Here is a 12,838-nt window from a genome sequence, read left to right on the forward strand (position 1 = left end):
CCCGGCGCTCACGCGGGCCGCCCCACCGGCAGCGGCAGCGGGAACCGGGCCCGTACCCGCCAGCCACCGCCGGCGCGCGGGCCGACCTCCAGCGCGCCGCCGTGGGTGGCGACCCGCTCGCGCATCCCGACCAGGCCGAGCCCGTCGGCGTTCGCCGGGCGGGTCGCCCGTCCGTCATCGGTCACGTCGACCTCCACCTCGTGTGCCAGGTAGCGGATGCGCACGTCGAGCGCGGTCGCGCCCTCGGCGTGCTTGAGCGTGTTCGTCACGGCCTCCTGGGCCACCCGGTACGCGGCCTGCGAGACCGACTCCGGCAGCGGCGCCGGGTCCCCGTACACGCCCATGGTGGCCCGCAGCCCGGCCTCGCGGGCGCGCTCGACCACGGCCGCGATCTGGTCGACACCGGCCGGTCCCGGCTGTTCCGGGCGGTCCGGGCCGCCGTCGCGGGCGCGGAGCAGGCCGAGCATCCGGCGCAGCTCGTCGACGGCCGTGCGGGCGGTCTCCTCGATCGCGCTGAGCGCCGCGCGGGCCTTGACCGGGTCCTTGTCGAACACCCGGCGGGCGGCGGACGCCTGCACGCCCATCACCGACACGTGGTGGGCGACGACGTCGTGCAGCTCCCGGGCGATGCGGACCCGCTCGCCCACCACCGCGTGCTCGCGGATCTCGGCCTGCGAGCGGCGCAGCTCCTCGGCCCGTGCCTGCACCTCGTGCTGCCGCCGGGCGGCCAGCCACGCCGTCTCCCCGAAGAAGTACGCGAAACCGAAGTAGAGGCCGTTGACCAGCACCCCGTTCACCATGGCCGCCAGCAACGGGGGCACGGGCCCGACGGCGCGGGCGAACGCGTCCGGGGGGATGGTGGTGTAGGTGGTCGCGTAGTAGATCCCGAGCCACAGGAACATGGTGGCGATGACGCCGATCCGCAGCCGCCGGGACAGCCGCCGTTCCCGGCCCCACGCGCCCAGCGTGTAGAGGGCGGCGAACAGCGCCCACGAGGCGAGCTGCGTCTCCGGGGCGGAGCGGGCCTGCGCGGCGATGAACGCGATCGAGACCACCAGCGTGACGGCGGCGGGGAACCGGCGTCGCCAGATCAGCGGCAGGGTCACCGCGACGGTCCAGAAGATCTGCTCCGGGCCGGACGGCGGCGGGCCGAGCAGGAACGCGCCGGCGCTGCGGGTCAGGGTCAGGCTGAACAGCGCCAGGACGGTCGCGGCCAACCCGATGTAGACGTCCAGCCGGCGCTGCTCCGGGGTGGGCCCCGGGCGTCGCCAGTCCTCGTCGGTGTCGCTGTTCATCCAGGTCAGGATCTCATCCCGCCGGGCGCCGCCGATCCGGCACCCGGCCGGGGCGGCCCGGCCTGTCGCGGGGCGGCACGGTCACGGCCCGGCACGCGTGGCGCGCCGGGCCGTGACGGTGGTGGATCAGGTGCGGTTGCGCCACGTCTTGACGGCGCTGTCGAGGATGTCCCAGAGCGTCACCAGCACCGTGCCGGCGACCACGGCGGTCGCCACCAGGTTCAGGTTGTCGCCCTCGCCGAGCCACTCGAAGCGGGCCACGAACTCGGGGTTGAGCAGCCGGTCGGTCGACATCAGCCAGACCACCGGCGCCGCGAACGCCAGGCCGAGTACCGCGTTGACCGCGACCAGCGACCAGGTCCAGCGCCCGACCCGGTACTTGGCGAACTCCAGGCCGATCGTGGCCACCAGCACCGCGATCAGGAACGGCAGCCAGAAGCTCCACAGCGCCGGGTCGAGGATCGGCAGGTTCTCGCCGTCGTCGGTGGGCACGAACGAGCGGAAGTGCTGCATCGGCAGGTAGGCGATGACCAGCGCCAGGAAGGTGACCGAGGCGGCGATGTCGGTGAGGGTGATCTGCCGGTCGATCGTGTCCTCCGGGAGCTGGTCGACGCTCCACGCAGGCAGGTGCAGGGGGGTCTTGGTGCGCTCCAGCACCGCGAAGACCACTGTCACCCAGAAGGCGATCTGGACGGCCACCTGGAAGGCGGTGGTGATGCCCGCGCCGATCCCCTCGCCCGCGTTGCCGCCGTCGGCGACCCTGAGCAGGCCGGCCAGCACGCCGACCAGGGCCGGGATGAAGCTGAGCAGCAACTTCATCAGCCGCGACCAGGCCAGGTAGTAGGCCGGTCCGATGAGCTGCAACCGGCGGTCGGCGTAGCGGGCGGCGAGCTTGTCCGGGTCGCCCAGTTCCGTGAGCACCTCCCGCTCGGCGGCGGCGGCGTCCTGCCCGCCGGCCGTACGGCCCTCGACCATGTCCGCGATCGAGGCGCGCAGCTCGGTGTCGATCTCCGCGCGGCGCGCGACCGGCACCGAACGCAGGGTCGCGGTGAGGTATCGGTCGGTCAGGGTGGTCATCGATCGGCTCCTTCGATCAGCCCGGTCAGGGAGGTCTGCACTGTGGCGAGGTCGGTGAGGAGCCGGCCCAGCACCGACTCGCCCTCCTCGCTGGTCCGGTAGAACTTGCGTGGCCGGCTCTCCTCGGTGTTCCACTCGCTGGTCAGCAGCCCCTGCTCCTCCAGCCGCCGCAGCAGCGGGTAGAGCGTGTTGGCGTCGACCGGAAAGCCGTGGTCGGAAAGGCGTTGCAGCAACGCGTAACCGTAGTCGGGCCGGCGCAGCGCGACGAGGCTGGCCACCACCACGGTGCCCCGGCGCAACTCCTGGAGATGCGTTCGCAGGATCTCATCGCTAACCATGCGTCACACCATACTGTGTGGCACACACTATCGTCCAGCGATACATCATCGTGCTCGTCAACATCAGTGTGTTCGGGCGAAACGGACGGCGGCGGACCCTCGGAGGGATCCGCCGCCGTGGGCGCCGGCCGCTCAGCAGGACCGGCCCTCCCGGAAACCGCGCTCGACGACGGACGCCGGCCCGACCTGGAGGTAGCCGACCCCCGGCCGGATCGGGTGGCCGGTGAACAGCTCCACCCGGGAACCGACGCGCACCAGATAGGCCGAGGCGTCGCCCGCGTCGTTGCGGATCATCGAGCCCCGCGGGCCGTAGATCTCCTCCAGGGCGGCGAAGGACATGCCCACCCCCGCGCCGGCGGGCGTGCGCGGCGGCGCGGTGGCGGTGCCCACCTCCACCAGCCGCCCGTCGCGGAAGGCCAGCAGGATCTTCCCCGCCCAGGCCCCGGTGACGCCGGCACGGACCGTGCCGTCGCAGTCGGGAGCCACCCAGTCGATGAGGCCGGCCGCCGACAGGCGGGCCAGGTCGGCCCCGATCCGGAACGGCCCCGCGCCCCGGACGCTGATGAGCCGGACCTCGTCGGGATCGGCGGCGGCCGGGAGGGCGGCGCCGTCCGTACCCGCGCCGAGGCGGCCGTCGGCACGTTCGGACAGGTTCCCGGCGACGGCGGCCGGCCTGGACGCGGCGGCGGCCGGTGCCGCCGTGGTGATCGGCACGAGCCCGGCCGTGGCCAGCAGGGCGGTGACGACGGTGTACGAGAGACGGTGCACGGGGATCTCCTCCTCCGGAGTGCGGGTGTCCTTGTCCTGTTGGTCACCCGTCCGGCCGGATCGGTTCGTCGGTTTCCCGACCGGTGCGCCCGACCAATACGCCCCGACCGGTGCGCCCGGCCCGCCCGACGCGCCGACCCCGCGTGGCGGCCGTGGGCTGCCCCCGGCCCGCTCCGCCGTCTACTGTCGAGGCGGAACGGCGACCGGCGGTGCCGGTGTCGGGGGTGGTGCGGTGACCAGTCCGGGGCGGATCGGGCCCTACCGGGTCGAGCGGCTGCTGGGCACGGGGTCGTTCGCGACGGTGTGGCTGGCCCACGACCCGGTGCTCGACTCCCGGGTGGCGATCAAGGTGCTGGCCGAGAACTGGCACCACGACCTGCGCGTACGGGAGCGCTTCCTGGACGAGGCCCGCCTGCTGCGCCGGCTCGACGACGAGCGGCTGGTCCGCGTCCACGCGGTCGGCGAGTTGGCCGACGGGCGGCCGTACTCGGTGCTGACCTGGGCCGACGGCGGCAGCCTGCGCGAGCGGCTGGCGGCCGGGGCGATGCCGGCGCCCGCCGCCCTGGAGCTGCTGGCCGAGATCGCCGCCGGCGTCGCCGTCCTGCACCGGCACGGCGTGGTGCACCGCGACCTGAGCCCGGGCAACGTGCTGTTCCGCTCCGGCCCGTACGGCGAGCGGGTGCTGATCGCCGACCTCGGGCTGGCCAAGGCCCTCGCCGCCGCCTCGGGTCTCACCGCCCGGGCCGGCACCCCCGGCTACATGGCCCCGGAGCAGGACGACCCGTTCGCCATCGTCGACACCCGCGCCGACGTGTACGCGCTGGGCCGGCTCGGCCTCCGCCTCCTCGCCCCGGCCGCCGACGCCGGTGCCGCCCCCGGTGCCGTCGCCGTCGCCCAGGCGGCGGGCGGGGCGGGTGGGGACGCCCCGCCGGAGGTGGCCGCGGTCCTGCGGCGGGCCACCGCGCCCCGGGCCGCGGACCGGTACCCGGACGCCACCGCCTTCCGCGCCGCCCTGCACCGCGCCGTGCCGGCTGTCCCCGCGCCGCCCGCCGGGACGGTCAGGCATCCGGCCCGGCGGGCGCGCACGGAGCGTCGGCTGGTCGCCCGGCGGCGGCTAACCGCGCTGGCGCTGGGGGTCCTGGCCCTCCTGGCGGCCGGGTCCACCGCCGGCGACGACACGACGGGCCGGCGGGACGCCGGAAGCTGGACGAGCGGGCCGGTCACCGTCGCGCTGCCGCCCGGGTGGCGGGCCACCGGCACCGGCTGGGCCGGCCGGTACGGGCCCGACGGCCGACTCGAACCGGCCCTGGTGATGTCGCCCGACCCGCACCGGTGGGCGGCCGACCCCACCGTGCCGGGTGCCTTCGTCGGGCTGTCCGCCAGCATCGCCGCGCGCACCAGCCCGGCGGGATTCGTCGCCGAGCGTCCCCACGCGGCGTGTGCCGCCGCGCCCGTACGCCGCACCCGGCAGGCGGGCGTGGACTGGGTGGTGGCCCGGTTCACCTGCGACCGGGGGCGGCCCGAGGTCGTCGAGGCCGCCGGGCTCGCACCCGGCCGCGCCGGCCTGGTCTACGTGCAGATCACGCCCCCGGCCGGCAGCCGGGCCGACTTCGTCGACACGCTGCTGGCCGGGGTGAGGGTGGGCTAGTGCGGAGCGGACGCCGCCGCCCGGCCGAGGCGGTCGCGCAGGAACTCCTCGAACGTCAGCAGCCAGGGGAACCGGTTCCGCAGGCCGGCGATGTCGGCCTGGTATCCGCTCTCGGCGAACCAGGCGTACATGGGATGCTCGACCGGCTGCGGTTCCAGGCGGGTGGGGGTGCCGGTGAGCGCCTCGTAGATCTCGGCGACCCGGGTGAAGGTCAGCTCGTCCCCGGCGATCTCGATCTGCGTGCCGAGGTGGTCCGCGGGGTGCGCGAAGGCGTACGCGGCGATGCGGCCGACGTCGTCGGAGGCGATCATCTGCAGCGGTCGGTCGGGAAGGACCTGGAGGCTCAGGACCCGTTCTCCCTCAGCGTCGGCGTAGTGGAGGAGATTGTTCATGAAGAACGCCGGGCGCAGGATGGTCGCGGGCAGGCCCGACGCCTGGATGTGCCGCTCGATCTCGGCCTTGGTCTCGAAGTGGTCGATGCCGGTCCGCCGCTCCGCGCCGCCCACCGAGCTGTAGACCAGGTGTGCGACACCGGTCTCCCCAGCCACGTCGGCGACCGTCCTGCCCTGCCTGACCTCGGTCGCGAGGCCGTCCGGAGTGTGTGCCAGGGCCTGGACGCTGAAGACACCGTGCACACCGCGCATCGCCGCGCGCAGCGACCCGGCATCGTCCATGTCCCCCTCGACCAGGGTGGCGCCCTGCTCCGCGAGGAGGCGCGCGGCCGGCTTGGCCCGATCGCGGACGAGTGCCCGCACCTGCCAGCCGTCCTGGAGCAACCGGCGGGCCGTGGCGCCGCCCTGATTGCCGGTGGCACCGGTCACGAGAATCGTCTTCCGCTCCGTCATGACGGTCCAGCCTAGGGAAACGGCTGGTCAGCCCGACGGCAAGGGGGCCTGCCATCGACGGGGGGCGTACGCCTGCGCCGGCGCACCGCCGCCCTCCGCCGTTGCTAGCGCACCACCACCGCCCTCCGTGCTAGCGCACCACCACCGCCCTCCGTGCTAGCGCACCACCACCGTGACCGTGTGCGTCGTACCGCCCTGGGGGATCAGCACGTCCACCGTGCCGGGGCGGACGAACCGGATGTCGACCACCCCCGCCTCGTAGCTGCGGGAGACCAGGTCCTCCCGGTCCACGCCGACCTCACCCGGTCCGATGCCGATGATCCGCAGCACTCCGCCGGTCGCGAAGCAGAGCGAGCGCACCAGCGCCAGCTCGGTCTCGGCCAGCACCAGGTCGTGGCGTACCGCCCCGAAGCAGGTGCCGGGCAGCCCGCCCGGCGAGCGCGTCGCGGTCGGCGTACGCCCGGCGGCGGTCGTCGGGGGCGCGGCCGGCGAGGGCCGGCGGGCCGGCGGGACGACGGCCGACGTGCCCGGCGGACGGCCTGGCGTGCCCGGCGACGGCGGGGAGGCCGACGGCGGGAGGGCCGACGGGGAGGGCGGGGCCGGGCCGGGGGAGCGGGAGGCCGGCGCCTGCACGGGCAGCGGCGAGACGGGAGCGTCCCCGCCGGCGCACCCCGCGAGCGGCACGGCCACGGTCAGGGCGACCACCGCGATCCCGGCGAGCCGCGGCGCGGAGAACCGTGCGCCGCCGGAGCCGCGCGGCGCGCCCCGGCGGCGGCCCGTCACCGCCGGCCCTCGCCGGCGGCGGGCTCACCGGAGAGCCGGTGCCGCAGCTGCCGGCGGGCCTCGTGGATCCGCGACTTGACGGTGCCCTCGGGCACGCCGAGCAGGCCGGCGATCTCCCGGTAGCCCAGCCCCAGGACGTCGCGCAGGGTCACCGCCTCGGCGAGTTCGGGGCGCAGCGCGTCGAGCGCGTCGAGCAGGTCCAGCCGGGTGCCGGCGACCACGCTCGTCCGGCGCGGGTCCACCGGCTCTGGCAGCGGCACGCCGCCGGCCTCCACCAGCCAGCGCCGCCGCAGCACCCGGTACGTCGAGCGGGCCCGGTTGGCCGTCAGCCGGTACAGCCAGGTGTGGAACGACGAGCGGCCCTCGAACCGGCCGACGCCCCGGGCCAGCGCGAGCAGCGCGTCCTGGCACGCCTCCTCGGCGTCCTCCCGGTTCGGCAGCAGGCGGGCGCAGAGCCGCAGCACCTCCGGGCGGACCGCGACCAGCAGCGCGTCGAGCGCCGCGGGATCGCCGCGCGCCGCCGACTCGACCAGCTCCTCGACACCGTCCGGGAGGGGCATCAGGTCGTCCAATGCTCGCCGGATACCGTCCGCCCAGGCTACGGCCGCCGCCGCCGATCGGGGCGCCCGAGTCCGGGAACCGACTGCCGGAGGCCGTCGTGGGCCCCGCCGAGCGTCGGTCGCCCGCGCGGGGCGGGGCCGTCGGAAGAGACGCGCGCCACCCGGCCCGGCCCTGTCCGCGCGGCGTCTGGAGCCACGTTTCCGGGCGGCGATAGGGTAGGCCGTCCGAGCTCGACCATCCCATGAACCGACCCGGGGGGGCGCCACGCATGGGCGATTCGTTCGCGCATCTGCACGTGCACACGGAGTACTCGATGCTCGACGGGGCGGCCCGGCTGAAGGACCTCTTCGCCGAGGTCAAGCGGCAGGGCATGCCGGCGGTGGCGATGACCGACCACGGCAACATGCACGGCGCGAACGACTTCTACAAGCAGGCGATGGCCGCCGGCGTCACCCCGATCCTCGGCATCGAGGCGTACGTGGCGCCGGAGTCGCGGTTCCACAAGCAGCGGGTGAAGTGGGGCCGGCCGGAGCAGAAGAGCGACGACGTCTCCGGCAGCGGCGGCTACACCCACATGACCATCTGGGCGAAGAACAAGACCGGCCTGCACAACCTCTTCAAGCTGACCAGCCGGTCGTACACCGAGGGGTTCTTCGTCAAGTGGCCGCGGATGGACGCGGAGCTGCTCGCCGCCAACGCCGACGGGCTGATGGCCACCACCGGCTGCCCCTCCGGCGAGGTGCAGACCCGGCTGCGCCTGGGCCAGTACGACGAGGCGCTCAAGGCCGCCGCGCGGTACCAGGAGATCTTCGGTAAGGAGAACTACTTCCTGGAGGTCATGGACCACGGCATCAGCATCGAGAGCCGGGTCCGCCAGGAGCTGCACGACATCTCCCGCAAGCTCGACATCCCGCCGGTGGTCACGAACGACTCGCACTACACGCACGAGTCGCAGGCCGAGGCGCACGACGTGCTGCTCTGCGTGCAGACGGCGGCGAACGTCGCCGACCCGAACCGGTTCCGGTTCGACGGCAGCGGCTACTACATCAAGTCCGCCGACGAGATGCGCGCCGTCGACAACTCCGATTTCTGGCTGGAGGGCTGCCGCAACACCCTGCTGGTGGCCGAGAAGGTCGACCCCGCGGGGATGTTCGAGTTCCACAACCTGATGCCGCGCTTCCCGGTCCCGGAGGGGGAGACCGAGGAGTCCTGGTTCCGCAAGGAGACCTTCGCCGGGCTGGAGCGGCGCTACCCCGGCGGCATTCCCGAGGGGCACGTCAGGCAGGCCGAGTACGAGCTGGGCGTCATCATCCAGATGGGCTTCCCGTCGTACTTCCTCGTGGTCGCCGACTTCATCCAGTGGGCCAAGAACCAGGGCATCGCCGTGGGCCCGGGCCGTGGCTCGGCCGCCGGCTCGCTGGTCGCGTACGCGCTGGGCATCACCGACCTCGACCCGATCCAGCACGGCCTGATCTTCGAGCGGTTCCTCAACCCCGAGCGCGTCTCCATGCCGGATGTCGACATCGACTTCGACGAGCGCCGGCGCGGCGAGGTGATCAAGTACGTCACCGACAAGTGGGGCGAGGACAAGGTCGCCCAGATCGCCACCTTCGGCACGATCAAGGCGAAGGCCGCGATCAAGGACTCGGCCCGGGTGCTCGGCTACCCGTACGCGGTGGGCGACCGGATCACCAAGGCGATGCCCCCGGCGGTGATGGGCAAGGACATCCCCCTGGAGGGCATCTTCGACCCCAAGCATCCCCGCTACGCCGAGGCCGGCGAGCTCCGGGGCATGTACGAGGCGGAGTCGGACGTCAAGAAGGTCATCGACACCGCCCGGGGCATCGAGGGGCTGATCCGGCAGACCGGCGTGCACGCCGCCGGCGTCATCATGTCCGCCGAGCCGATCATCGACCACATCCCGCTGATGCGCCGGGACTCCGACGGGGTCATCATCACCCAGTTCGACTACCCGACGTGCGAGTCGCTCGGGCTGTTGAAGATGGACTTCCTCGGCCTGCGCAACCTGACGATCATCGACGACGCGGTGAAGAACATCCAGCTCAACCACGGCAGGGAGCTGGACCTGCTGGCGTTGCCGCTGGACGACAGGGCCGCGTACGAGCTGCTGGCCCGGGGCGACACCCTGGGCGTGTTCCAGCTCGACGGCGGGCCGATGCGCTCCCTGCTGCGGATGATGAAGCCGGACAACTTCGAGGACATCTCCGCCGTCCTCGCGCTCTACCGGCCCGGCCCGATGGGCGTCGATTCGCACACCAACTACGCGCTGCGCAAGAACAACCTCCAGGAGATCACCCCGATCCACCCGGAGCTGGAGGAACCGCTGCGCGAGATCCTCGCGCCCACCTACGGCCTGATCGTCTACCAGGAGCAGGTGCAGCGCGCTGCGCAGATCCTCGCCGGCTACACCCTCGGCCAGGCCGACCTGCTGCGCCGCGCGATGGGCAAGAAGAAGAAGGAGATCCTCGACAAGGAGTTCATCCCCTTCCGGGACGGCTGCCGGGAGCGGGGCTACTCGGACGAGGCGATCCAGAAGGTCTGGGACGTGCTGGTCCCGTTCGCCGGCTACGCCTTCAACAAGGCGCACTCGGCGGCGTACGGGCTGGTGTCGTACTGGACCGCGTACCTGAAGGCGCACTATCCGGCCGAGTACATGGCCGCGCTGCTCACGTCCGTCGGCGACGACAAGGACAAGATGGCGCTCTACCTCTCGGAGTGCCGCCGGATGCGCATCCAGGTGCTGCCGCCGGACGTGAACACCTCCGCGGGGCCGTTCACCCCGGTCGGCAAGGAGATCCGGTTCGGCCTCGGCGCGGTGCGCAACGTCGGCGCCAACGTCGTCGCCGCGATCATGCGCTGCCGGGACGAGAAGGGCGAGTACGCCGACTTCTACGACTTCCTGTCGAAGGTCGACGCCGTGGTCTGCAACAAGAAGACCATCGAATCGCTGATCAAGGCCGGGGCGTTCGACGTGCTCGGGCACTCCCGCAAGGCGCTGCTCACGGTGCACGCGGAGGCGATCGACGCGTACGCCGACGTCAAGCGCAAGGAGGCCGTCGGTCAGTACGACCTCTTCGGCGCCGGGTTCGGCGACGCGGAGACCAACAGCACCACGGTGATGCCGGTCATCGGCGACGGGGAGTGGGACAAGCGCGACAAGCTCGCCTTCGAACGCGAGATGCTCGGCCTCTACGTCTCCGACCACCCGCTCTTCGGCCTGGAGCATGTCCTCGGCGCGGCGGCGGACTGCACCATCGCCTCCCTGTCCGAGGAGGGCACCGTCCCGGACGGGGCCGTGGTGACCCTCGCCGGCATCCTCTCCGGGGTGCAGCGGCGCGTCACCAAGCAGGGCCGGGCCTGGGCGTCGGCCACCCTGGAGGACCTCGCCGGCGGGGTGGAGGCCCTCTTCTTCCCCAACACCTACGAGGTGATCGGGCAGTACATCGCCGAGGACGCCATCGTGGTGGTCAAGGGGCGGGTGGACCGGCGCGACGACACGCCCCGGATCATGGCGATGGACATGTCCATGCCGGACGTCAGCAGCACCCCGGGGAGCAAGCCGATCACCCTGACAATCCCGGTGCACCGGTGCACCCCGCCGCTGGTGGAGCGGCTCAAGGAGACCCTGGTGCTGCATCCGGGCGACACCGAGGTGCACGTCAAGCTGCTCAACGGCGGCCGGACCACCACCCTGCGGCTGGGGCCGTTCCGGGTGGCGGCCACCACCGCGCTGATGGGCGACCTGAAGAGCGTCCTCGGCCCCGCCAACGTCAGCTGACGCCGCCACCCCGCCGGCCAGCCTGGCCGGCGGGGTGGGCCGGGGTCAGACCCGGGTCATGGTCGACGGGTAGCCGCCCCCGCCGGGGTAGACCCACTCGCCGGTGACCGTGGTGTCGTCGGCGCTGAACGTGCCCTGGTAGTACGCCGGGCTGCCCTTCGCGCCGCCCCAGATCGTCAGCTTGTCGCCGGTCAGCTCGTAGACGTAGTCGAGGGTGTTGCCGGTCGAGTCGTAGAACCGCGACACCACGTCCGCGCTCACCGGCTCGCCGAACGGGCGCAGGTTGCCGATCACCTCCAGGCCGGTGACGGGCTGGCCGAACTGGGTGAGCGCGACGCGCTGGAGCAGGAAGAACCGGCCCTCCATCCATTCGTACGTCACGGTTCCCTCGGCGCCGCCGGTGACCGTCCAGGTGCCGACCAGGCGGTCCAGGGCCGTCAGGGCGGCGCTCGGCTTAGGGGTTTCAGACATCTCGTCCTCCTTGATGGGTCGTTGCCGGTACCTCGGAGGCGGTCGGCAGGTCTCGACACGCGCCTGATGTGACCCCGATCACCGCATGGTCGTGTCGAGATCCCTGGACCGGCCACGAGGTAGCGGCAGGAACCCACCAGGGAGGAACCCATGGCCACCCTCGCCGCCCCCGCCGTCCGCCGCTCACCCGACCGCCTGTTGCTCGCCGGCGCCCTCGCCGGACCGGTCTTCTTCGCCTCGGCCACCGCCCAGATGCTGACCCGGGAGGGCTTCGACATCACCCGGCACCCGATCAGCCAGCTCGCCACCGGCAGCCTCGGCTGGATCCAGATCACGACGTTCGTCCTCGCCGGCCTCGGCGGGCTGGCGCTGGCAGCCGGGATCAGCCGCACCCTCACCGAGGGGGTCGGCCGGCGCGCGCTGCCGATCCTCGTCGGGACCTTCGGCGCCGGCCTGGTCGCCGCCGGCCTGTTCACCATGGACCCGGAGAACGGCTTCCCGGCCGGCACCCCCGACGGGCCGGTCGACCGGATGTCCTGGCACAGCGTCGCGCACTCGGCCTCGGCCACCGTCGCCTTCACCGCGCTGGCCGTCGCCGCCACCGTGCTGGCCGTGCGGTGCGGGCGCCGCCGAGCCGTGCTGCCGGCCGTGCTGAGCGGCCTCGCCGCGCTCGTCCTGCTGCTGCCCATGTCGCCGGACCGGATGAGCATCCAGATCGCCGTGAACGGACTCGTCGCCTTCACCTGGACGACAGTCCTCGCCCTGTCCCTGCGCCGTCCCGCCTGACCCCACGTACCGTCGATCCATGCCCGACCAGGAAGAGAACCCGTGAAATACCTGCTGCTCAGTTACACGCCGGCCGCCGCCTGGGACGGCGCGACCGCCGACGTCCCGTCCGAGGAGGCGATGGCCGCGTTCGCCGCGTACCAGAGGTTCGAGCGGGAGCTGACCGAGACCGGCGAGCTCGTCGGCAGCGAGGGCCTCGGCCACCCCGTGGTCAGCGCCACCGTACGCCCGACCCCGGCCGGTGTGGTCGCCACCGACGGGCCGTTCGCCGAGCTGAAGGAGGTCCTGGCCAGCTTCGCCGTGATCGACGTGGCGAGTCGGGAACGGGCCGTCGAGATCGCCTCGCGGATCGTCGAGGCGCTGGGTGAGCCCATCGAGATCCGGCCGATCATGGGCGAGGACTTCACGGCATGACCCATCCGCGCCGGCCCGCACCCGTTGCGGGCGGAGGCCCGGGCGCGGGTACG

The 12,838-nt window shown here is 73.1% G+C and carries 12 protein-coding genes; 4 read left to right on the top strand and 8 right to left on the bottom strand.

All coding sequences use genetic code 11. The features are described 5' to 3' along the window. Positions 1-8: 8 nt before the first annotated feature. From OG989_RS17865 to OG989_RS17880, 4 genes are all read right to left on the bottom strand, one after another. Positions 9-1,295 carry a sensor histidine kinase gene (locus OG989_RS17865; protein WP_151456181.1) on the bottom strand — a complete coding sequence of 429 codons (1,287 nt, stop codon included), beginning with the start codon at positions 1,293-1,295 and terminating at the stop codon, positions 9-11. A gap of 126 nt (positions 1,296-1,421) precedes the next feature. After that, entirely contained in the window at positions 1,422-2,372 is a 951-nt protein-coding gene (locus OG989_RS17870; RefSeq protein ID WP_151456180.1) for a permease prefix domain 1-containing protein, read from the bottom strand. Then, positions 2,369-2,710: a PadR family transcriptional regulator gene (locus OG989_RS17875; protein WP_089001033.1), complete on the bottom strand. Its 342-nt coding sequence runs from the start codon at positions 2,708-2,710 to the stop codon at positions 2,369-2,371. The genes OG989_RS17870 and OG989_RS17875 overlap by 4 nt, the downstream gene beginning before the upstream one ends. 132 nt (positions 2,711-2,842) lie before the next feature. Then, entirely contained in the window at positions 2,843-3,478 is a 636-nt protein-coding gene (locus OG989_RS17880; protein ID WP_151456179.1) for a hypothetical protein, read from the bottom strand. Positions 3,479-3,710: 232 nt separating this feature from the next. On the opposite strand from OG989_RS17880, the gene OG989_RS17885 reads away from it, so the two are divergent. Next, the gene (locus OG989_RS17885) at positions 3,711-5,126 is read left to right on the top strand and encodes a serine/threonine-protein kinase (RefSeq protein WP_327027689.1); all 1,416 of its coding nucleotides are present in this window, start codon (positions 3,711-3,713) and stop codon (positions 5,124-5,126) included. Here OG989_RS17885 and OG989_RS17890 read toward each other — a convergent pair. From OG989_RS17890 to OG989_RS17900, 3 genes are all read right to left on the bottom strand, one after another. Next, positions 5,123-5,971: an NmrA/HSCARG family protein gene (locus tag OG989_RS17890; protein ID WP_327027690.1), complete on the bottom strand. Its 849-nt coding sequence runs from the start codon at positions 5,969-5,971 to the stop codon at positions 5,123-5,125. The genes OG989_RS17885 and OG989_RS17890 overlap by 4 nt on opposite strands. A 156-nt stretch (positions 5,972-6,127) precedes the next feature. Next, on the bottom strand, positions 6,128-6,754 hold the full coding sequence (locus OG989_RS17895; protein ID WP_327027691.1) for a hypothetical protein: 627 nt from the start codon (positions 6,752-6,754) through the stop codon (positions 6,128-6,130). Further along, the gene (locus OG989_RS17900; RefSeq protein ID WP_151455615.1) at positions 6,751-7,314 is read right to left on the bottom strand and encodes an RNA polymerase sigma factor; all 564 of its coding nucleotides are present in this window, start codon (positions 7,312-7,314) and stop codon (positions 6,751-6,753) included. Before OG989_RS17900 ends, OG989_RS17895 begins: the two co-directional genes overlap by 4 nt. Before the next feature lie 269 nt (positions 7,315-7,583). Here OG989_RS17900 and dnaE point away from each other — a divergent pair, with 269 nt between their 5' ends. Continuing rightward, on the top strand, positions 7,584-11,114 hold the full coding sequence (gene dnaE / locus OG989_RS17905; RefSeq protein WP_327027692.1) for a DNA polymerase III subunit alpha: 3,531 nt from the start codon (positions 7,584-7,586) through the stop codon (positions 11,112-11,114). 45 nt (positions 11,115-11,159) lie between these two features. On the opposite strand, the gene OG989_RS17910 is transcribed toward dnaE, so the two are convergent. Beyond that, positions 11,160-11,585, bottom strand: a complete 426-nt coding sequence (locus OG989_RS17910; protein WP_327027693.1) for a hypothetical protein — start codon at positions 11,583-11,585, stop codon at positions 11,160-11,162. A 150-nt stretch (positions 11,586-11,735) separates the two neighbouring features. On the opposite strand from OG989_RS17910, the gene OG989_RS17915 reads away from it, so the two are divergent. Continuing rightward, a complete protein-coding gene (locus OG989_RS17915; RefSeq protein WP_327027694.1) occupies positions 11,736-12,371 on the top strand; it encodes a DUF998 domain-containing protein in 636 nt (211 codons plus the stop codon). Positions 12,372-12,413: 42 nt separating this feature from the next. Further along, the gene (locus OG989_RS17920; RefSeq protein ID WP_151455611.1) at positions 12,414-12,785 is read left to right on the top strand and encodes a YciI family protein; all 372 of its coding nucleotides are present in this window, start codon (positions 12,414-12,416) and stop codon (positions 12,783-12,785) included. Positions 12,786-12,838: the final 53 nt, after the last annotated feature.

Source organism: Micromonospora sp. NBC_01740 (assembly GCF_035920365.1).
Taxonomy (GTDB): Bacteria; Actinomycetota; Actinomycetes; order Mycobacteriales; family Micromonosporaceae; genus Micromonospora; species Micromonospora reichwaldensis.